The following is a 21,630-nucleotide window of genomic DNA, read 5'->3' on the forward strand; positions in this document are numbered from 1 at the left end:
CTTGTTATAAAATAGGAGGATGACTCTGTCTGTAGAGTCATCCTAAATTAAAAGGAAAGGGGTAATCCTTTGAACAATTCCACTAATATCCAAATCAAAGAACAAACTTTGGAAGCAGCGTATCATTGTTGGCTGCAATATAATAAGCTTGACAGCTCAATAAAAGAACAGTATCAGACATATTGCGAAACTCTCATCTTTTTAGATCATTCACAAATCATTCAGGCAGCTAAAGAAGAGCTGGTACAAGGTATTACTTCGATGATACACCCTCCATCAGTACATGCAGTCCCACTAGAAAAACCATCAATTGTTTTAGCAACTTATGAAAATAACCAATTAAAAGATTATGGTATTAATACAACAGTTTTAGATCATTTGCAAGAAGACAGCTATCTTATTCAAACGATTACATACAAAAATCATCATACAATCGCGATAATTGGAAAACAGGATAAAGGTGTGTTATATGGAGCATTTCATCTCTTAAGACTTATGCAAATGCGAGAAAACCTTAATGAATTAGCCATTATAGAAAATCCGTCTAACCAAATTCGAATGATTAATCATTGGGATAATATGGACGGTAGTATTGAACGGGGATATTCTGGAGATTCCATTTTCTATAAAGACTATGAATTTATACATGATATAAAAAGAATCAAAGACTATGCTAGATTGTTATCTTCAGTCGGAATTAACAGTTTATCCATTAATAATGTAAACGTGCATAAAGTGGAGACTAATCTTATTACAAAAGAAATGCTACCAAGCGTTGCAGAAATTGCTGATATTATGAGATGTTATGGTATTACAACATATTTAAGTGTTAATTATGCAAGTACAATTGAAATTGGTAATCTTCCAACTGCAGATCCTTTGGATAAAGATGTACAGCAATGGTGGATCGAGAAAACAAAAGAGATTTATCAACATATACCTGATTTTGGCGGGTTTATTGTGAAAGCGGATTCAGAACATCGTCCCGGGCCTTTTACATATAATCGTACACATGCAGATGGGGCAAATATGCTGGCTAAAGCACTTGAGCCGTTTGGTGGACTTGTTTTCTGGAGATGTTTTGTTTACAACTGTCTTCAAGATTGGCGTGATCGAAAAACAGATCGTGCAAGAGCGGCATATGATCATTTTAAACCATTAGACGGAGAGTTTATGGATAATGTTATCCTCCAGATTAAAAATGGTCCAATGGATTTCCAAGTAAGAGAACCTGTTTCCCCTTTATTTGGTGCCCTGCAGAACACAAACCATGTACTTGAATTTCAAGTGGCACAAGAATATACGGGACAACAAAAAGATTTATGCTTCCTTGTTCCACAATGGAAGGAAGTTTTGGACTTTGACACGCACGCAAAGGGAGAAGGAACCACGATCAAATCGATTGTAGATGGATCACAGTTTGACCTAACATATAGTGGTATCACAGCTGTATCTAATATTGGAAATGATATGAACTGGACAGGAAATACACTTGCTCAAGCAAACTTTTTTGGCTATGGCCGTTTAATTTGGAATACCGACTTAACATCAGAGGAAATTGCGAATGAGTGGGTTCGTATTACATTTGGTCATGATGATGAAGTTGTTTCAACTATTACGAAAATGCTTCTTCATTCTTGGGAGATTTATGAGAATTATACGGCACCGCTTGGGGTTGGCTGGATGATTAATCCGGGTCATCACTATGGACCTAATATTGAAGGGTATGAATACTCATTGTGGGGAACGTATCATTTTTCAGATTGCTTTGGTACAGGAGTGAATCGAACGATAAAAGACGGAACTGGATATACTTCACAATATTATCCTGAAAACGCCAGTCTATATGATTCAATTGAAACGTGTCCGGATAATTTATTATTATTTTTCCATCATGTCCCTTATCGTCATCAATTAAAATCGGGTAAGACGGTTATTCAACATATTTACGATACACACTTTTTAGGGGTTGAACAGGTTCAGGATATGATTCAAAAGTGGAAACAGCTTGAGCAAAACATAGATTCCTATCGGTATAAAAATGTATTAGATCGATTTAACATGCAATTAGAAAATGCAATTGAGTGGAGAGATCGTATCAATACGTATTTCTTTAGACATTCCGGTATCCAGGATGAACATAGTCGCCTTATTTACTAATTTTTTGAAATGACATAACATTTTTTTTATAACTTCACTACCATACTAGTATTACTAGGATATTATTAATCTTCTATTCGGAAAGGAAATGGTCCCTTGATTAATATAGCCATTATCGGTGCCGGTGGAATAGCTTCTGCCCATGTTAAAGCGTATGATACTTTATCGGAAAAATGTAAAATCGTTGCATTAGCAGATATCTACCCAGACAAAGCGAGGACACTTGCAGAAACTTTCTCTTTAAAATGTAAAATTGTTAGCGATTACAGTGAATTATTGGATGATCCAACAATTGATGCTGTTTCAATATGTACACCACCTTTTACTCATAGAAATCTAGCTGTTGACTTTCTTCAAGCGGGTAAACATGTTTTGGTTGAAAAACCAATGGCTTCCTCATTAAAAGAATGTGATGACATGATTATGGCAGCTAAGGAAAGCAATAGACTACTATCTGTTGTTGCTCAAAATCGTTTTATGAATCCAATTATGAATTTAAGTCATGTACTGAACCAGAAATTAATTGGGAAAATAGCTCATGCACAAATTGATTCCTATTGGTGGAGAGGTCATAGTTACTATGATTTATGGTGGAGAGGCACTTGGGAAAAAGAAGGTGGAGGCTGTACGTTAAATCATGCTGTTCATCATATTGATATGTTGCAATGGATGATGGGAATGCCGAAAGAAATCGTAGCTATTTCTTCAAATACATTACATGATAATGCAGAGGTTGAAGATCTGTCGGTTGCCATTTTACAGTATGAAGATGGAGGATTAGCACAAGTGACGAGTTCTGTTGTCCATCATGGTGAAGAACAGCAGCTTATTTTTCAAGGGGAAAAAGCAAGAGTTTCAGTTCCATGGAAGGTGAAAGCGCAAAAGGCTCGAGCGAATGGATTTCCGTATGAAGAAAGTGATATTGACATCGAAACGAAGATTCAACAATTTTGGGATGAATGTCCATTACTTGAACATGAAGGCCACACTGGACAAATTAATCATTTCTTAGAAGCCATCAATGGCCAAGAGTGTTTACTTGTTGATGGAATTCAAGGACGTAATACATTAGAGCTTATTACGGCCATTTACAAGTCTGCAAATGAAGGTGTTCGCGTAACATTACCTCTTTCAGTAGATGATCCTTTTTATACACGTGAAGGAATACTTGCACATGTTAAGCGTTTTTATGAGAAAACAACGAGCATTGAAAATTTCTCTGATACAAAAATTTCAACAGGTGGCAAATACGTGTAAATAATGCGAGGGCTAAATTGCTTGCTTTCACAGCTTAACCTGATAAATATCTCAAATGAAGAAGAAATACAAATCTAGTATATAAGTAGTAGAAAAAATTAATATAATCAATTGGCTGGGGCAGGACAGTAATATCATATTGTATATTTACAGAATGTCGCATAGAATACCTGCTCCAACTAGTTTTATTGACCATAAACCATTTATGAAAAATAGATATATGGGAAAATAATGAATAAATTTTAACATTTATCCTATTCCATATTACTACCATACTAGTATTATTAATATTCATTTGTGTTCAAAGAAAAACATATAAAACTCTCGAATTGTTTGTAAGCGCTTCATAGATATGCGGTTTTCGATCTTAATTATTTTGTGAAAAGAGTGGGGGGATTAATATGGCAGAAATTAAAGTCGAAACAGGTGGGGAATCAAATATTGTAATCAAAAGAAGTAAACTAGCTTTTTTGGGAACGATCATACGAAGGGATTGGCAGCTGTACTCATTGCTAGTTCTACCCATCGTTTACTTAATCATATTTAAATATGGACCTATGTTTGGGAATATTATTGCATTTAGACGATTTATGCCTGGAGGTAAAATTTACGGGGAATCTTGGGTAGGCCTACATTATTTTAAGATGTTTATCAATGATCCAACATTTTGGAATGTGTTTAAAAACACCCTAATGCTTGGTGGATTAACACTTATTATTTGTTTTCCGATGCCGATCATTTTTGCCTTATTGCTTAATGAAATTAAAGCGAAAAAATTCAAGAAGTTTGTTCAAACGGCATCATATTTACCTCACTTTTTATCAATCGTTATTGTAGCAGGAATGATTCTGCAATTAACAGCAGTTAATGGGACTATCAATTCGATTGTGGAATTTTTCACGGGTGAAAAGATTAACTTTATTCAACAAGCAGAATGGTTCAGAACCATTTATGTAACTTCAGAGATATGGCAAACGATGGGATGGGGAGCAATTTTGTACTTAGCAGCACTAACAACAATAGATGAATCATTGTATGAGGCTGCCAAAATAGATGGTGCAAATCGCTGGAAACAAACTCTTCATATCACAATACCAGGAATTCTTCCAACAATTGTTGTTTTACTAATTCTAAATATCGGGAGTTTCATGGCAGTAGGCTTTGAAAAAATCTTACTTTTATATAACCCATTAACTTATCAAACATCAGATGTTATCTCAACATATTTATATCGAGTTGGTTTGGAATCTAGTAATTTTAGTTATGCAACTGCGATCGGGTTATTTGAATCTATTATAGGCTTGGTCTTAGTATTATCAGCTAATGGAATTTCTAGAAAATTAACTGAAAGAAGCTTGTGGTAGGGGGTTGATAAAATGAAAGAGTCAAAACAATATAAAATATTTAAAGTTTTCAATGTATCAATTTTAATCATCATCGTTTTTTGTACACTTTACCCTTTTTTAAATGTAATCGCTCAATCATTTAGTAGTGAGGCCTATATCAATGCAGGGAAAGTTACTCTTTTCCCTAGAGGATTTAATATAGACACTTACAAGACAATTGCACAAGATAGTATGTTTTGGATCAATTATAAAAATACAGTTGTATATACAGTTGTAGGAACAGCGATTTCTATGTTCCTTACAACAATCTTTGCCTATGCATTATCAAAGAAACGTTTAGTAGGTAGAAAGTTTTTAACATTTTTCGCCGTTTTTACCATGTTTTTTAATGGTGGGTTAGTACCTAACTATGTGTTAATTAATAGTTTAGGATTTGGTAACTCAATTTGGGCCATCGTCATTCCAGGTGCTATCAGTGTTTATAACATGTTAATTATGAAGTCATTTTTTGAAAATATGCCAGAAGAATTGGAGGAAGCTGCTTCTATCGATGGATTAAATACGTATGGAATTTTATTGAAAATTGTTCTGCCCCTCAGTAAGGCAGTTATTGCAACAATGATTTTGTTTTATGCAGTAGGACATTGGAACTCTTGGTTTCCTGCATTCTTATACTTAGATCAAAAAGAGTTATTCCCTGTTACGATGTATTTGAGAAATATGATAGCAGGTGTGACTGGAGCAACATCTGCCGGTGCCTCTTCTGCTGATAATTTAACTCAAATATCGGCAAACATTAAATCCGTTACGATGGTCTTAACAATTTTACCGATCTTAACAATCTATCCATTTGTACAAAAATACTTTGTATCGGGAGTAATGCTCGGATCTGTTAAGTAAATACAAGAGCGTTTAATTGTTTACTTAGTAGCAATGAGACTCTCATTAAGAGAAGGGATTATCTTTCTTTTAATGAGCGTCTTATCGCCTAAGTAGATAAAAACGCTTATGTTAAATCGACAAAACCAAAAAAAAGGGAGGAAAAGAAATGGGGAAAGGTCTAAAAGGGTTAAAGTCGACATTTAGTGTATTGGCTTTATCAGCACTTGTTGTTGCTGGCTGTTCAAACAATGAAACATCAAGTTCAGAGGAGAAGAACGTAAATCAAAAAGGAGCGATGGAATCATACAATGTAGGTGATACTTTTAAATCTAGTGAAGAATTTGATCTTTCAATTCTCTACATGGATCAACCTACATATCCATACAAGGAAGACTGGCTGTTATGGGATCATATTAAAGAAACAACGAATGTAACATTAAAACCAACAATTGTTCCTTTAAGTGATTATCCTCAAAAACGTAGTCTTTTAATTAGTTCTGGTGATGCACCGTTAATTATTCCAAAAACTTATCCAGGTGAAGAAGCACCATTTGTTGCTTCTGGCGCAGCATTACCTGTAAGTGATTACATGGACAAAATGCCTCACTTTAAGGAAAAAGTGGAGAAATGGCAACTTGAAGATGAATTAAAAGGACTTCGTCAGAAGGATGGGAAATTTTACGTTTTACCTGGTTTACATGAAGCTGTTTGGCCAGATTATACATTAATTGTAAGAACAGATATTTTCGAAAAGCATAATATTGCGATTCCAAAAACATGGGATGAATTATATACAGCAATGAAAAAATTAAAAGAATTATATCCTGATGTTACACCTTTTTCTGATCGATTTACTTTCAATAGTACACTAAATATTGCCGCAGTTAACTTTGGCACAAAAGCCGGATGGGGTTTTGGAAATGGTTTAACATATGACGAATCTAAGGATGAATTCGTACCAACAGCAACAACAGATGAGTATAAAGAATTGCTAACCTATTTTAATAAATTAGTTGAAGAAGGTCTATTGGATAAAGAAAGCTTTACTCAAGAAGATGATCAGGCTGTTCAGAAGTTTGTTACAGGCAAGTCATTTATCATTAATGGAAACTCACAAACAGTTGTTCAACATCGAACTGATATGGACAAAACGTTAGGCGAAGGAAATTATTCTATTGCGAAAATAACTGTTCCTGGTGGACCTGCTGGAGATTTAATGGGCGGTTCAAGATTAGAAAATGGGGTAATGATTTCTTCTAAAGCTAAAGAAAGCGAATACTTTGACGCGATCCTTCAATTCATTGATTGGTTATATTATAGTGATGAAGGTCAGGAGTTTACTAAATGGGGAGTTGAAGGCACGACATTTACAAAGGCTGAAGATGGAACTAGAACTCTGGTTGAAGAGGTTAATTATAATGGCTTAAACCCAGCTGGAACGAAAGACTTACGTATCGATTATGGTTTCTCAGGAGGAGTATTTGCTTACGGTGGAACAACTGACCTTCTTCGATCTATGATGAGTGAAGAGGAGATCAAGTTCCAAGAGGATATGGCAAATAGAAAAACAACCGTTCCTGCAGAGCCACCAATTCCTTACACAGTTGAAGATAGAGAACAAGTAACATTATTAAGTACGCCATTAAAAGACTTTACTGACCAAAATACATTGAAATTTATCTTAGGTGAACGTGATTTAAGTGAATTCGATGCATTTGTAAAAGAGTTAGAGGGTCAAGGCTTGCAACAATACGTAGATCTGGCAAATAAAACGTATAAAGACGCTAATAAATAATCTAATAAAGAGGTTAACTAAACGTGACTCATATCACGTTTAGTTAACCTCTACTAAAAAGCAGGTGAATAATAATGGATGAAAAGAATCAATTTGGTCAAGGGATTTTATATACATTTACTAACTATGTTTATGCTTTTCTATTAACAAATATTTATTTTGTCTTAACTAATGGACTGTTTATTTTTTTCTTTATGACATTAGAACCTTCATTTTCAAACATTCTCCTGTACTTTTTAGCTCTAATCCCCACAGGTCCAGCTGTAGCAGCTTTATACTATTCTATGGAAAAACTTGTGAGAACGAAAGAGCTTTCTCCAACACATGACTTTTTCTACGGATTTAAAAAGAATATAAAAGATATTTTATCCATCTGGTTCCCAATTCTTTTGGTTTACTTTATTTTAATCGTTGATTTACAGTATCTTCGCCAAACACCAACAGAATTAAATCAAATTTTATCTATAGTGATTTTCGTTCTGATCGTCTTATGGACTATGTTGATATTAAATGCTGTTGCAATTAGTTCGCGCTTTAAATTTAGAATGAGAGATATATGGAAGCTATCTGTTTATTACAGTTTTATGAAGGTGAAAAACACAGTGGGAAATATGTTGATCCTGTTTATCCTAGCATTTATTACGACAATTACAACTGACTTTTTAATTCTTTTTGTAACAAGCTTTGTCTTTTATCTCTTGGCCCTTAATACAAAGGAAATGCTTTTAGATATTGAAACGAACTTTCTGAAAACGAGTTCAAAACATACAGATCAATAACTGGAGTAGCTTATAAAATGATAACAATGATGCGAGGGGAACATGATGGGAATAAAAGTAACAGATGTTGTGAAACAATTAGAGTCTCCAGTTGAGAATATGGAATCAACAGTAGACTCGCTCCTATTTGGAAATGGTGATGATGAGGTAAATGGAATACTTGTAACATTTGTCGCATCACATTTTGCTATTGAACATGCCAAAAAAATAGGTGCAAACATGATAATAACACATGAAGGAATATTTTACAGTCATAATCAAAACGATAAAGTCCTAAAAAATAATGAAGTATATGCTGAAAAGCTTGAACTAATTAAAAACTCAGGAATCGCTATTTACCGATTTCATGACTATATTCACAAATACACGCCTGATCTAATAACAGAAGGGCTTATTCAGAGATTAGAGTGGGACGGCTATTTAGAGAGACATAATCTCACATCATCTATTCTGGCTATCCCACCTATGTCAGGTGAAAAAATCGTTGCGTATGTGAAAGAAAAACTTTCTATTCCTTTTGTTCGAGTTGTAGGAGATTTGAGCCTTGAATGCGCTAGGATAGGACTTACAGTTGGTTTTCGAGGAGGTGGAGAAACAGCCATCCCATTATTCGAAAAAGAAAACGTGGACTTGATTATCACTGGAGAAGGTCAGGAATGGGAAACACCGGAATATATACGTGACGCAGGAGTTCAAGGTAAGAAAAAGGGCTTAATCATGATTGGTCATGCTGCCAGCGAAGAACCCGGGATGGAATACTTAGCGGAAAAACTCAAGTCCTATTTTCCAGCGATACAAACAACATTTCTATCTAATGAAAAATTGATTCATGCTAAATAATAAATTTCAAACGTATAATAACTAAACTACCATACTAGTATGAATAGTATACATATAAATTCGATTTAGTAAGTATACAAGGAGGCAGAAAAAATGAAAATGACGTTTCGTTGGTTTGGGAGTCAAGATGATAGTGTTACCCTTGATCAAATAAAACAGATTCCGGGAATGGACGGCATCGTTGGGGGACTGCATGATATAGCCGCTGGAGAGGTTTGGCCGCTGGATAGAATTCTCGATTTAAAGAAAGAGGTAAATGCAAAAGGCTTAAACCTTGATATCATTGAAAGTGTTAATGTACATGAAGATATTAAACTGGGATTACCAACACGTGATCATTATATAGAAAATTATCAACAAACAATTCGACATTTAGCACAAGCTGGAATTAAAGTCATTTGTTATAACTTTATGCCTGTCTTTGATTGGATTAGATCTGATCTGGCCAAAGTGTTACCTGATGGATCAACAGTACTTGCTTATGAAAAGGAAAAGATTGAACGTGTAGATCCTGAAGTTTTAATAAGAAATGTTGAAAACTCTGCAAATGGCTTTTCACTACCAGGTTGGGAGCCTGAAAGAATTAAAAAAATTAAAAGAGCATTTGAATTATATAAAGATGTAACTGAAGATGATTTATTTGAACACCTGCAGTACTTTTTAAAGAAAGTAATTCCAGTGGCTGAGGAACATGATATAAAGATGGCTATTCATCCTGATGATCCTCCATGGTCAATTTTTGGATTACCAAGAATCGTGACCAATTTCCAAAATTTACAGAGGATTGTCAATCTTGTGGATAGTCCTTCGAACGGCTTAACATTATGTTCTGGTTCACTTGGTGCAAATCCTGATAATGATATACCCGCGATCATGCTGTATTTTTCAAGCATAAACAGGATACCGTTTGCTCATATACGAAATGTGAAAATCGAAGAAAACGGAGATTTCACTGAAAGCTCCCATCGAAGCTCTGACGGATCCTTAGATATTTATGAAATTGTTAAAGCTTTACATGATACAAACTTTAAAGGATATGTGAGACCAGATCATGGAAGGATGATTTGGGGAGAACAAGCTCGACCGGGATACGGCTTATACGATCGTGCACTAGGTATTATGTATCTGCTTGGCATTTGGGACAGCTTAGATAAAGTCAAAGCACAAAAGAATAAAAAACGTGGGACGTTATATTTATAAGGTAATAACTTCTTAATAGGTTAATAGAAAACCGTTACATTAGATGATTGGAGAGTATCAAATGTATATAGACCATAAACCGAGATCTTCAACAAGCAATCAAGTGTATGAAGAACTAAAATCGCAAATATTAAATTTACAACTCGCACCAGGTACAAGTATTTCAGAGAAGGAGATGTCTGAAAAATTCAATGTAAGTCGTACTCCGGTTCGGGAAAGTTTTTTACGACTCTCGAGAGAGGGGCTATTAAACGTTTTTCCTCAAAGAGGAACGTTTGTCTCTTTAATCGACTTAAATTTAGTGGAAGAAGCAAGATTTATGAGGGAGCATTTAGAAAGAGCGGTCATTCGATTAGCTTGTGAAACATTTCCTCAAGATAAACTAATTACATTAGAAATGAATCTCAGCATGCAAAAGGTTTGTATTGAACAGCAGGATTACCGAAAAATGTTTGAGCTGGATGAAGAATATCATAAGACCATTTTTATGGGGTGTCAAAAGTATAATATATGGTCAGTTATTCAACAAATGAATGTTCACTTTAATCGAAGCAGAATGCTTAGGTTAGCGACTGACTTTAACTGGTATACCATTTACTTGCAACATAAAGAAATTTTTGAAGGAATAAAAGAGAAAAACCCTGATAAAGCAGAGAAGTTGATGCAAGAGCATTTAATGCTAGCGGTTATTGATAAGGAATATTTAAAACGATCATATCCAAATTATTTTAAATAGCTTTTTACTAGTATGTCACATGATAACCTTTACAATCTTCGTCAGTTTTATTGGTAACTATCATATAGAAAGTGAGTTAACAATATGAATAAAAAGGAACTTTTTAATAATGGATGGGAGTTTGCAAAAACCAGTCTAGACAGTCCTCATGATCCATCTTCATTAAGCTTTGAATCAATTGATATTCCTCATGATTGGTTAATTTATAATACCTTAAATTTGTATGAAAACAGTATTGGATGGTACCGGAAAAAATTCACGTTAAAAAAAGAGGAGCAGCAAGTTCTATTAGCCTTTGATGGAGTCTATATGGATTCATCTCTTTATGTAAATAATCAGTTTGTAGGTGAATGGAAATATGGGTATTCATCTTTCGAACATGATATTACAGATGTAGTAGGTGATGGTGAAAATGAAATTTTGGTAAAAGTTGTTCATCAGAGTCCAAACAGTCGCTGGTACTCAGGAGCCGGTATCTATCGAAATGTATGGTTAAAGACAAGGGACAAAAACCATATTGTGACAGATGGAATCTATCTATCTACTAAAAAGAACGAACATAGCTGGCTAATAGAGGTAGAAACTGAAATCAACCATGAACATGATGTTGTTATTTCCCATGTTCTTCTTAATGAAGATGAACAAGTTATTGCCATCACTAAAGAAGAGATAAGTTCCGATTCTTCCACTTCAATGAACCACCAAGTTTTAGAAGTTGAAAATCCAGTACTCTGGGACACAGATACTCCCCATCTTTATGAACTAAAAACGCAGTTGTTTTTGGTGAATAGAAGTAAGAGTAGTTATCAAGAAATTGAGACAATTACTCAAAAAATTGGTTTTAGAGAAATTAATTTAGATCCAATCAACGGGTTACAACTTAATGGAAAAAAGATGAAATTAAATGGAGTATGTGAACACCATGATTTAGGAGCACTAGGAGCTGCTTTTCATAAAACGGCTTTAAAAAGAAGACTCGTTATTTTGAAAGAAATGGGTGTTAATGCTATCCGTACAGCCCACAATATGCCTGCAAAAGAATTAATGGAATTTGCAGATGAAATGGGATTTCTTGTTGTGACGGAAGCATTTGATATGTGGGAGCGGCCAAAAACTCCCTATGATTATGCCAGATTCTTTAAAGAATGGGCATATCACGATGTGAAAAGCTGGGTAATGAGAGACAGAAATCATCCAAGCTTACTAATGTGGAGTATTGGAAATGAGATTTATGATACTCATGCGGATGAAAGAGGTCAGGAAATTACTAAATTGTTAATGCAATATGTGAAAGAATTTGATCCGAAGCAAAATGCAAGCGTTACGATTGGATCCAATTTTATGCCTTGGGAAAATGCCCAAAAATGTGCAGATATCGTGAAGGTAACAGGCTATAATTATGCTGAAAAATACTATCAAAAACATCACGAAGAACATCCTGATTGGGTGATCTATGGCAGTGAAACGGCATCCGTTGTGCAGAGCAGGGGAATCTATCATTTCCCATTTGAAAAATCAATTCTCGCAGATGATGATGAGCAATGTTCAGCACTAGGAAATAGTTCAACAAGTTGGGGAGCTAGATCTGCTGAAGCTTGTATCCTGGCAGAAAGGGATACACCATTTTCACTCGGACAATTTATATGGACAGGTTTCGATTACATAGGAGAACCTACACCATATCACACCAAAAACTCGTATTTTGGTCAGATTGACACAGCTACTTTTAAGAAAGACTCGTATTATATCTACCAATCAGCATGGACGAATTATAAAACAGCACCTATGGTACATATTTTTCCATATTGGAATTTTAATAAAGGTCAATTGATTGATGTTCGTGTTTGTTCCAATGCACCGAAAATTGAATTACAACTTAATGGACGTAAGATTGGTACACACGATATTGACCATGAAAAAGGTGAAAACCTTGTTGGGTGGTGGAAAATTCCTTACGAAGAAGGAGAATTAAAAGCTATTGCCTATGATGAAACAGGAAAAGAAATTGCTATGGATGTACGAAGGTCGTTTGGTGATGCAAAGTACATTTCCCTCCAGCCTGATAAGGAACATGTAATAGCAAACGGGACTGATCTACTTTTTGTAGAAATCACATTGGATGATGAACAAGGCAATCCTGTTGAAGATGCATCAAATCGTGTGGATGTACATGTTTCTGGTGCCGGTAGATTAGTTGGATTGGATAATGGTGATAGTACAGATTATGATCAGTATAAAGGAATTAGCAGGAGATTATTTAGTGGTAAATTAATGGCCATAATCGCGTCAACACTAGATGCAGGGAAGATTATAATCGAAGTTTCTTCAAACGGATTAGATACTCAAACAATTGAAATTGAGTCGATCCCAATTCAAAATGAATCTTTACAAGGTGTTACAGCAAATGTGAAAAATCAAGAAATGCCAATTGTCTTGGGAAATAAAGATGAAATACCTGTACGGAAAATCGAGATAATCAGTGCGTCCGGTCAGTTTTTTAATGAAAGCATGAGTGAAATGGAAGTATATGCAAATATTTATCCTCTTAACGCAACATATCAAGATGTTGAATGGAGCGTTGTAAATGAATCAGGTATTAAATCAAATATTGCAAAAGTTACAAGTAATGGAAAGAAAGTGTTAGTTACCGCTTTAGGAGATGGAGAATTTCGGGTTCGATGTACAAGTAAAAATGGCAGCGATAAGATCAGGCTCATTTCCCAATTGGAATTTAAGGCAGAGGGACTTGGGAAGGCATATAAAGACCCTTATGAATTTATTTCTGCAGGACTGTATAATTATAGCAAAGGTGAGGTAACAAATGGAAACGAGCGAGGTGTGGCAACCAGCAGAGATGGGGAAACTCAGGTCGGATTTCGGGAAATCGATTTTGGCTCTTACGGCTCTAATACGATAACAATTCCTATTTTTGCTTTATCAAGTGAACAATACCCAATCCAAATTTGGGAAGGCATGCCGGATGAAGAAGGCAGTCAATTACTTGCAGATGTTATTTATCAAAAACCTTCAAGATGGAATGTTTATCAAGAGGAAACATATCAATTATCCAAGCGCCTTCATGGAATTTCATCAATATGCTTTGTGCTCAATCAAAAGGTGCATATAAAAGGTTTTACATTTGAGAAAAAGATCAAAGCGACTGAAAAGATTACGGCAACTGAATGTGATCATATATATGGCGATACTTTTATGATGAGAGAAAACAGTGTAGAAGGTATTGGAAACAATGTATCACTTGAGTTTGATGATATGCATTTTATTGGTGAAGGAGCAACAAAATTGACCATCTACGGTCGATCCCATCATGATAAAAATACAATTCAAATTTCTTTTACAGGTGAAGAAGGGGAAACGAAACAAATCATTGAATTCACAAAATCCGAAAAGTTTGAACAAAAAGTCTTCAACTTAGAAAAGATCTCAGGTAAACAAAAAGTGACATTTATATTTTTGCCGGGGTGTCATTTTGATTTTGGTTGGTTCCGTTTTGATTCATAATTAATGTGTTTATATAAAGTTGACAACCTATAACGGATGTCAACTTTTTTTATTTGTAATAAACCTCATTCACATCATCCTTCCTATTAGCCATTAGGAGAATAGTCTAGTTTTGGGATATCATACAAAATACATGGTTATTCAATCAGAAAATTGATATAGTAGTTTCAGTGGAAATAAATTTACAATTAATAGTAAGTGAAGGTCGGATGCAATATGAAATTAAAATCATCAATTTTAGAAAAAATTTTTTTTCAATCTAGAATTCCTCAAATGATATTTGAATACAACTTCAAAGATAATGTGGCAAATGATGCCTTTTTTCAATTTATTGGATATTCGAGAGAAGAATGGGATGAAGTAACGTTAAAAGAAATATCTCATCCGGAAGATTATCAACTTGATATGCAGTTATATCAGGAAGTTTTTATCGGAAAACGTCCATCCTATCAGATGGAAAAACGGTATTTTCACAAATCTGGTGAAATTATTTGGGGATCCTTAAACGTTACCGCGATTGAAGATCCAGATTCTCAAAAAAAATATTATTTAGCTCAAATATACGATATAACGGAACAAAAAAATCTGGAAAGGGTACTAACTGATAATGAACAGAAGTATAGGTTGTTAGCTGATAACTCTTCAGATATTATCAATTTGTATTTACCAGATGGAAGATTTTTGTACAGTTCACCATCAATTACTCAAATTCTGGGGTATGACACTGATGAACTTACAGGAGATGTTCCATATCAATATATTCATCCTGAAGATATTTCTTATGTTCAAAAGAAGCATATGTCCTTACTGGAAAATCATCATCCTATTCTTATCACTTATCGATTTAAACATAAAAATCATACATATATTTGGGTGGAATCAAGTATTCGTTCGATAGCAGATGAAAAAACTGGTGAAATTACCGGCTTGATATCTATATCCCGTGATATTACAAGTAGATTAGAGAAGGACAAGTTATTACAAAAGTCTGAAAAATTGGCAGTTGTTGGACAGCTTGCAGCCGCTGTGGCACATGAAATTCGAAACCCGTTAACATCAATAAAAGGCTTTATCCAGTTATTCTCACAAACGAAAGAATGTAATGAAGAGTATATGAAGATTGTTCGAGACGAATTGAATCGGGTAGAGGAAATCATTTCAGAGTTTCTAACGATGGCAAGACCTCACCAAGAAAAAAATGAAGCACTCAATATAGATGAATTAATCAATCAAGTCATCACTCTTTTAAATACACAAGCCATTTTAGTTAATAAAGAAATAAAATATGAAAATGTAGCAACTAACCCATTTGTTAGAGGTGACAAAAATCAGCTTAAGCAGGTATTTTATCAAATCATTCAAAATGGGTTAGATGCACTCGAAGAAAAAGGAACGGTTTATATAAACTTGTCTGCTAACGATGGCATCATCAAAGTCAAAGTGAAAGATAATGGACGTGGAATTCCAAATGAACGCCTAAAAAACATTGGTGAACCTTATTATTCAATCAAGGAAAAAGGAACAGGCTTTGGCCTGATGACTAGTTTTCAAATTATTGAAAATCATCAGGGAAGAATCGAGATCGATTCAATTGTTGGTCAAGGAACCGTCGTATCTGTTACACTTCCAATGTGATGAAGTTAATAATCAGAGGTGAAATGCAATGTATTACGTCGTTTTAGACCTGGGTTGTGCTGAATGTGGGGAAAGCTCAAATATTCTTGGGATCTTTACATCTTATGAAAAAGCTAAAAATGCTAGAGATGAATATATAATAGTAAATAAACTTGATGAATATTCAGACCATGAATTCTATATTTACAAAATTGATACTTTAGATAAAGTGTATCAAAATAGTTATGAACATTTAATTGAAGAATGAAACAAATACTCCTTTTTCACATATATTTATTGAAAAAGGGGAATTTCCTGATGATAAAATATTATTGCTCAAAATGTATGTTATTACATGATCAAGAGCAGTCATGTATGAAATGTGGAAATTTAGATCTTAAACATATATCAATAAGTGTCCAAAATCAGGAGGAAAGACAAGTCGAGGGAAATGATAGATGAAAAAATTTGGTAAGAAGGCTCTCCTTTAATTATCGGAGAGTCTTTTATACGTTCAGTAAATAATGGAAACGATTACTGTTCTATCCGTTAATGATGATATGTGAAGATGGCGGACTGGAAGAAATGAATTTTGATATTTTAACTTCTAATATACCATTAGTGAAGGACGCAGTTATTTTTTTCCTTTCAATCGAAAAAGGAAGGACAACCGTTCTTTTTCTCTCATGTTCTTCTTGATTGCCATCTAAGACGGTGATATAGAGATGTTCCCTGTTCACAGTTATGTTGATCAATTCAGTGGAAATTGCTTCCCCAAGTTCTGCTTCCACAATAAAAGCATCACCTGTTTCAAATAAATCAAGTCGAAATGTTTGTTCATCTAGTAAACTTGTAAATGGATCTGTAAAAAACTGAGACATCCATTCCTCAATACCATGAATGTCCATAGGATTTGAACATTTTTTTTTGTTCATTTTAATTGACCCCCAACGACATTTTCTCTAATAAAACTAGATCTCTTTAACATTTACAATATTCAAAAAATCTGATATTGGTGAAGACTTTACCCCAATTGAAGAAAATGTGAAAGAAAAAAGAGAATGGAATTTGTCCATTCTCTTTCTTCACTACATATCATGACCCTGATTGTTCTTTTGACGAGTGTGATTTGCATTTTTCACTTTTTTTGAACCATCCAATGGTTCCGGTTGACCAGGATTGTTCCCTTTAGGCGCATTTTTACGCATATCTTTACTTGTATTTTTGTTTGTCATTTTCATCCCTCCTACATATTAGGATGAGTCAAAAATGAAAAAACATGCGATGTGAAGAATGAATAAAATTTTTAATGATTGAACATCCTAATATATGGTATTAATAGAAAATGGGAAGGAAAGTGATGAATAATGCCGTATAATAAAAATAACCAGCAATCATTCCAAGCAGCCCAACAAGGAGCCACACAAGCCTTTGATGCTTATAATAATATTGTTAAAGATTCAGCTGATTACGGGCATCAACTGAAACACCTAACAGAAGAAGTGAATGAAGCATATCAACAAATTAATAATGCCTTGGAAAATGCATCTGAAACACAGAGGGATCGGTTAGAACAATATCAGCGTGACCTTGAACAAATTGTCCGCGATGTAAATCAATCAGAATAACTAAGTAAAACGACGGGTTGCCGTCGTTTTTTGTCATGTTAAAGATTAATTATTGGTTTTTTTTGCGTTTCTTATTGTTCTGCTTTTGAGCAGCCGTTAGTGGTTCATTTTGTAACTCTTCATTATACCCTGTACCAATACCCTGTGCACTTGCATCATTCATACCCATTCTTATGTGGTTTGCTTTACGTTTAGCCATTTATGCAATCACCTCCCACCTTAAAAATTAGCTTGTCTCAATTCATAGGAAACAATCCAAAAGAGATGATTTCTAAATATATGAAAAAATTTAGAAAAAAATGAAAAGTTTTTTATCCTTTTTACTTCAAAATTTGGTATAGTAGAAAAGTAAAACTAGTACGCTTTCATAAGGAAACCTTATACATATCAATAACATCATTGTTATTTACTTATGTTACTAGTTGTATTAAGATTAAATTGTGAAAAGTAATTAAAAATGGGGTAACATCCTTCGACACATGTCGATCCTTGATCTTTTTAAGGGGGAGAATTTATGACTAATCAAGTGACTACGAAACAAGATGCTTTCCAAGCCCGTAAAAACTTTACGGTAAATGGAAAGAAGTACAACTACTATTCATTACAAGCACTAGAAGATGCGGGAATTGGTAACGTTTCACGTCTGCCATATTCTGTAAAGGTTCTTTTAGAATCAGTTCTGCGCCAAGTAGATGGCAGAGTTATTACAAAAGAACATGTTGAAAACCTAGCAAAATGGGGAACGAACGATCTAAAAGAAATTGATGTTCCTTTTAAACCATCACGTGTTATTTTACAAGACTTCACAGGTGTTCCAGCTGTTGTTGACTTAGCGTCTCTACGTAAAGCAATGGCAGATATGGGTGGAGATCCTGATAAAATTAATCCGGAAATTCCAGTTGACCTGGTTATTGACCACTCTGTACAGGTTGATAGAGCCGGAACTCCTGACGCACTTCAATTCAATATGGATCTTGAATTTGAACGTAATGCCGAGCGTTACAAATTTTTAAGCTGGGCAAAAAAATCATTTGATAACTACCGTGCTGTACCACCGGCAACTGGTATTGTTCACCAAGTAAACTTAGAGTACTTGGCAAATGTTGTTCATGCAGTACAAAATGAAGAAGGTGAATTTGAGGCTTTTCCTGATTCATTAGTTGGTACTGATTCTCATACAACAATGATCAATGGTATTGGTGTTCTTGGATGGGGTGTTGGCGGTATCGAGGCGGAAGCTGGAATGCTAGGACAACCATCTTATTTCCCTGTACCTGAAGTTATCGGGGTTAAATTAACAGGTGAGCTACCAAATGGAACGACTGCTACTGACTTAGCATTAAAAGTAACTCAAGTATTACGTCAACAAGGTGTTGTTGGTAAATTTGTTGAGTTCTTCGGTCCTGGAGTAGCACAATTACCACTTGCAGATCGTGCGACTATCGCGAACATGGCGCCTGAATATGGAGCAACTTGCGGTTTCTTCCCAGTAGATGAAGAAGCTCTTAATTACATGCGCTTAACAGGTCGTGATGAAGAACAAATTCAAGTGGTTGGAGAATATTGTAAAGCAAATGGATTATTCTTCACACCTGAAAATGAAGATCCAATCTTTACAAAAGTTGTTGAAATTGATCTAACTGAAATTGAAGCAAACCTTTCTGGTCCAAAGCGTCCACAGGATTTAATTCCGCTTTCAATGATGAAGGATAAATTCCATGAACATTTAGTTGCTCCAGCTGGGAACCAAGGCTTTGGTTTAGAAGCAACTGAAATTAACAAAGAAATCACTGTTAAATTTAAAAATGGTGATGAAACGAACATGAAGACTGGTGCAATTGCTATTGCGGCAATCACTAGTTGTACTAATACATCTAACCCTTACGTACTAGTGGCTGCAGGTCTTGTTGCAAAAAAAGCAACAGAACTAGGCTTGGAAGTACCTAAATACGTAAAAACATCTTTAGCTCCAGGATCTAAGGTTGTTACTGGATACCTTGAAAACTCAGGATTACTTCCACACCTTGAGCAACTTGGTTTCAACCTTGTAGGGTATGGTTGTACAACTTGTATCGGAAACTCAGGTCCTCTTGCAGATGAAATCGAAGAAGCAGTAGCGGCTAACGATCTATTAGTAACATCTGTATTATCTGGTAACCGTAACTTTGAAGGTCGTATCCATCCGCTTGTAAAAGGTAACTACTTGGCTTCACCGCCACTAGTTGTTGCTTATGCATTAGCTGGTACTGTTGATATTGATTTACAAAGTGATTCACTAGGTAAGGACAACGATGGCAAAGATGTATTCTTCAAAGACATTTGGCCAACTACAAATGAAATTAATGAAGTTGTTAACAAAACAGTAACTCCTGAGTTATTCAGAAAAGAGTATGAGCAAGTATTTGATGATAATGCTCGTTGGAATGAAATTGAAACAACTGATGAAGCATTATATGTATGGGACGAGTCATCAACATACATTCAAAACCCTCCATTCTTTGAAGGCTTAGAAGCAGAACCGGGTAAAGTAGAAACGTTAAAAGACTTACGAGTTGTCGCTAAATTCGGTGATTCTGTTACAACTGACCATATTTCACCTGCAGGTTCAATTGGTAAAGATACGCCTGCTGGACGTTATCTGCAAGAAAACGGGGTAACACCAAGAGAGTTTAACTCTTATGGTTCTCGTCGTGGTAACCACGAAGTTATGATGAGAGGTACGTTTGCAAACATCCGTATCAAAAACCAAATTGCTCCAGGCACAGAAGGTGGTTATACAACTTACTGGCCAACTGGTGAAGTTAAATCAATCTATGATGCGTGCATGGATTACAAACAAGATGGAACTGGTCTTGTTGTATTAGCTGGCAATGATTACGGAATGGGAAGCTCACGTGACTGGGCTGCAAAAGGTACAAACCTTCTTGGAATTAAAACAGTTATTGCTCAAAGCTTCGAGCGTATTCACCGTAGTAACCTTGTATTAATGGGGGTACTTCCTCTTCAATTTAAAGATGGTGACAGTGCAGAAACACTAGGTTTAACTGGTAAGGAAACAATTGAAGTTGAGATTGATGAAACAGTAAAACCACGTGATTTCGTGAACGTTACAGCTACTGATGAAGCTGGAAACAAAACAACATTTGAAGTATTAGTTCGTTTTGATAGTGAAGTTGAAATTGACTACTATCGTCACGGCGGAATCCTTCAAATGGTATTGCGTGATAAATTAAAAGCATAAATAAGTAAAAAGGGAACGGGTTGGATTCGTTCCCTTTTTTGTTGTGTCTTCTTGTCACCAATTTCCTTCGCTATTGACTTAATGGAATCGAAAAAAGACGTCTCTTATTCACATTTTGTCTAAAATGAGAATTCTAATGCGTTTCCATTGTCCTTTTAATAAAACCATGCTTAAATGAGGTATGAGTACTACTATGTACTACTACTTGAAAGGACCTTTTGTATGTACGATGCCATCCAGCTTGGACCGTTTACAATCCAATATATCCTGCTGATTTACCTATGTTCAATCATCGCCACATATTTTATTTTAGATGCTTTTATTCCTCATTCAAAAATAAAGACTTTTTATAAGGAAGAATATTTTACCTTTTGGTTTGTTCTTTTTATTACATATAAATTCAGTATTGTTTTATTTGAACCACAGCTTTTATTAACAACTCGATGGTTATTCTTTACAGGTGGTAAAGATGGATTTTACCTTGGATTTTTAGCAGGTGTCCTGTTTTTAATTTGGAAAATGCGAAAAGTAAGTATACAGCTTAAGGAATTTATCAAATCGTTAATTATAATCATTGTGAGTTTCACGGTAGTATTTCAATTAATCAAGTTTGTTGTGTTGTCTTTTCTTTAG

Annotated in this window: 18 protein-coding genes; 15 read left to right on the top strand and 3 right to left on the bottom strand. The window is 34.9% G+C overall.

All coding sequences use genetic code 11. From position 1 onward, the window contains the following. The first annotated feature begins 108 nt into the window (after positions 1-108). The 12 genes from LC095_RS03355 to LC095_RS03410 all read left to right on the top strand — a co-directional run bounded on the left by LC095_RS03355 (position 109) and on the right by LC095_RS03410 (position 16,396). Positions 109-2,160, top strand: a complete 2,052-nt coding sequence (locus tag LC095_RS03355; RefSeq protein ID WP_413467452.1) for an alpha-glucuronidase family glycosyl hydrolase — start codon at positions 109-111, stop codon at positions 2,158-2,160. A gap of 96 nt (positions 2,161-2,256) precedes the next feature. Further along, positions 2,257-3,417: a Gfo/Idh/MocA family protein gene (locus LC095_RS03360; RefSeq protein ID WP_226526814.1), complete on the top strand. Its 1,161-nt coding sequence runs from the start codon at positions 2,257-2,259 to the stop codon at positions 3,415-3,417. Positions 3,418-3,818: 401 nt separating this feature from the next. After that, entirely contained in the window at positions 3,819-4,781 is a 963-nt protein-coding gene (locus LC095_RS03365) for an ABC transporter permease (protein WP_226526815.1), read from the top strand. Positions 4,782-4,793: 12 nt separating this feature from the next. After that, positions 4,794-5,663 carry a carbohydrate ABC transporter permease gene (locus LC095_RS03370; RefSeq protein WP_026561665.1) on the top strand — a complete coding sequence of 290 codons (870 nt, stop codon included), beginning with the start codon at positions 4,794-4,796 and terminating at the stop codon, positions 5,661-5,663. A gap of 148 nt (positions 5,664-5,811) precedes the next feature. After that, on the top strand, positions 5,812-7,440 hold the full coding sequence (locus LC095_RS03375) for an extracellular solute-binding protein (RefSeq protein ID WP_226526816.1): 1,629 nt from the start codon (positions 5,812-5,814) through the stop codon (positions 7,438-7,440). Positions 7,441-7,514: 74 nt separating this feature from the next. Next, entirely contained in the window at positions 7,515-8,219 is a 705-nt protein-coding gene (locus LC095_RS03380; RefSeq protein WP_226526817.1) for a YesL family protein, read from the top strand. 45 nt (positions 8,220-8,264) lie between these two features. Next, positions 8,265-9,059, top strand: a complete 795-nt coding sequence (locus tag LC095_RS03385) for a Nif3-like dinuclear metal center hexameric protein (protein ID WP_226526818.1) — start codon at positions 8,265-8,267, stop codon at positions 9,057-9,059. A 93-nt stretch (positions 9,060-9,152) separates the two neighbouring features. After that, on the top strand, positions 9,153-10,259 hold the full coding sequence (uxuA, locus tag LC095_RS03390) for a mannonate dehydratase (RefSeq protein WP_226526819.1): 1,107 nt from the start codon (positions 9,153-9,155) through the stop codon (positions 10,257-10,259). 61 nt (positions 10,260-10,320) lie between these two features. Next, positions 10,321-10,995 carry a GntR family transcriptional regulator gene (locus tag LC095_RS03395; RefSeq protein ID WP_078434130.1) on the top strand — a complete coding sequence of 225 codons (675 nt, stop codon included), beginning with the start codon at positions 10,321-10,323 and terminating at the stop codon, positions 10,993-10,995. A gap of 84 nt (positions 10,996-11,079) precedes the next feature. Next, positions 11,080-14,514 carry a glycoside hydrolase family 2 TIM barrel-domain containing protein gene (locus LC095_RS03400; RefSeq protein ID WP_226526820.1) on the top strand — a complete coding sequence of 1,145 codons (3,435 nt, stop codon included), beginning with the start codon at positions 11,080-11,082 and terminating at the stop codon, positions 14,512-14,514. 216 nt (positions 14,515-14,730) lie between these two features. Continuing rightward, positions 14,731-16,149: a PAS domain S-box protein gene (locus tag LC095_RS03405; protein WP_226526821.1), complete on the top strand. Its 1,419-nt coding sequence runs from the start codon at positions 14,731-14,733 to the stop codon at positions 16,147-16,149. A gap of 28 nt (positions 16,150-16,177) precedes the next feature. Then, positions 16,178-16,396 carry a hypothetical protein gene (locus LC095_RS03410; protein WP_226526822.1) on the top strand — a complete coding sequence of 73 codons (219 nt, stop codon included), beginning with the start codon at positions 16,178-16,180 and terminating at the stop codon, positions 16,394-16,396. Positions 16,397-16,670: 274 nt separating this feature from the next. On the opposite strand, the gene LC095_RS03415 is transcribed toward LC095_RS03410, so the two are convergent. Then, positions 16,671-17,063, bottom strand: coding sequence for an Hsp20/alpha crystallin family protein (locus LC095_RS03415; protein ID WP_226526823.1), 393 nt, complete (start codon positions 17,061-17,063; stop codon positions 16,671-16,673). Between the two features lie 153 nt (positions 17,064-17,216). Next, positions 17,217-17,363 carry a small acid-soluble spore protein P gene (locus LC095_RS03420; RefSeq protein WP_078434125.1) on the bottom strand — a complete coding sequence of 49 codons (147 nt, stop codon included), beginning with the start codon at positions 17,361-17,363 and terminating at the stop codon, positions 17,217-17,219. A gap of 132 nt (positions 17,364-17,495) precedes the next feature. Here LC095_RS03420 and LC095_RS03425 point away from each other — a divergent pair, with 132 nt between their 5' ends. After that, positions 17,496-17,756, top strand: coding sequence for a hypothetical protein (locus LC095_RS03425; RefSeq protein ID WP_226526824.1), 261 nt, complete (start codon positions 17,496-17,498; stop codon positions 17,754-17,756). A 49-nt stretch (positions 17,757-17,805) separates the two neighbouring features. Here LC095_RS03425 and sspO read toward each other — a convergent pair whose 3' ends face one another. Next, positions 17,806-17,955 carry a small acid-soluble spore protein O gene (gene sspO / locus LC095_RS03430; protein WP_226526825.1) on the bottom strand — a complete coding sequence of 50 codons (150 nt, stop codon included), beginning with the start codon at positions 17,953-17,955 and terminating at the stop codon, positions 17,806-17,808. A 315-nt stretch (positions 17,956-18,270) separates the two neighbouring features. On the opposite strand from sspO, the gene acnA reads away from it, so the two are divergent. Continuing rightward, on the top strand, positions 18,271-20,997 hold the full coding sequence (acnA, locus tag LC095_RS03435; protein ID WP_226526826.1) for an aconitate hydratase AcnA: 2,727 nt from the start codon (positions 18,271-18,273) through the stop codon (positions 20,995-20,997). Positions 20,998-21,219: 222 nt separating this feature from the next. Then, positions 21,220-21,630 (top strand): hypothetical protein, encoded by a 411-nt coding sequence (locus LC095_RS03440; protein ID WP_226526827.1) that lies wholly within the window; start codon positions 21,220-21,222, stop codon positions 21,628-21,630.

This window comes from Metabacillus niabensis (assembly GCF_020524345.1).
Taxonomy (GTDB): Bacteria; Bacillota; Bacilli; order Bacillales; family Bacillaceae; genus Metabacillus; species Metabacillus niabensis_B.